The organism is Aquimarina sp. U1-2, assembly GCF_017897595.1.
Taxonomy (GTDB): domain Bacteria; phylum Bacteroidota; class Bacteroidia; order Flavobacteriales; family Flavobacteriaceae; genus Aquimarina.
Genome location: NZ_JAGKIK010000159.1, coordinates 1 through 291 on the forward strand (window position 1 = coordinate 1; position 291 = coordinate 291).

Consider the following 291-nt stretch of genomic DNA (forward strand, 5'->3'; position numbering starts at 1 on the left):
TGAATCCCAGTCCTTAAAACTCTCGTTAAATAATTTTTCACGTTCTGTAATAAGTAAGTTATAACCTTCTTGTAAATTTTTCTTTTTAAAGGTTTTGTTGTGAAAAGAAAATGAAGTTTCCTTCGTGGTACCTTGAGAAATATTACTTGCTTTAGTCATTAGTGCTTCAATATCTCTAACAGGTTGCATTAAGTCTTTTAGTTTTGTTTTTAATTGTTTTAAATACGTTGTAGAAGTTTCAATTAAAATTGATTCTTCTTTTAGTTCTTGTTCTTCAGGGATTTGTAAATA

The 291-nt window shown here is 27.5% G+C and carries 1 protein-coding gene; it reads right to left on the reverse strand.

Annotated features, from left to right (window positions below; genetic code table 11):
- Positions 1-291, reverse strand: a 291-nt coding sequence (locus J8281_RS19480; protein WP_210199291.1) for a hypothetical protein, incomplete at both ends; no start/stop codon positions are given.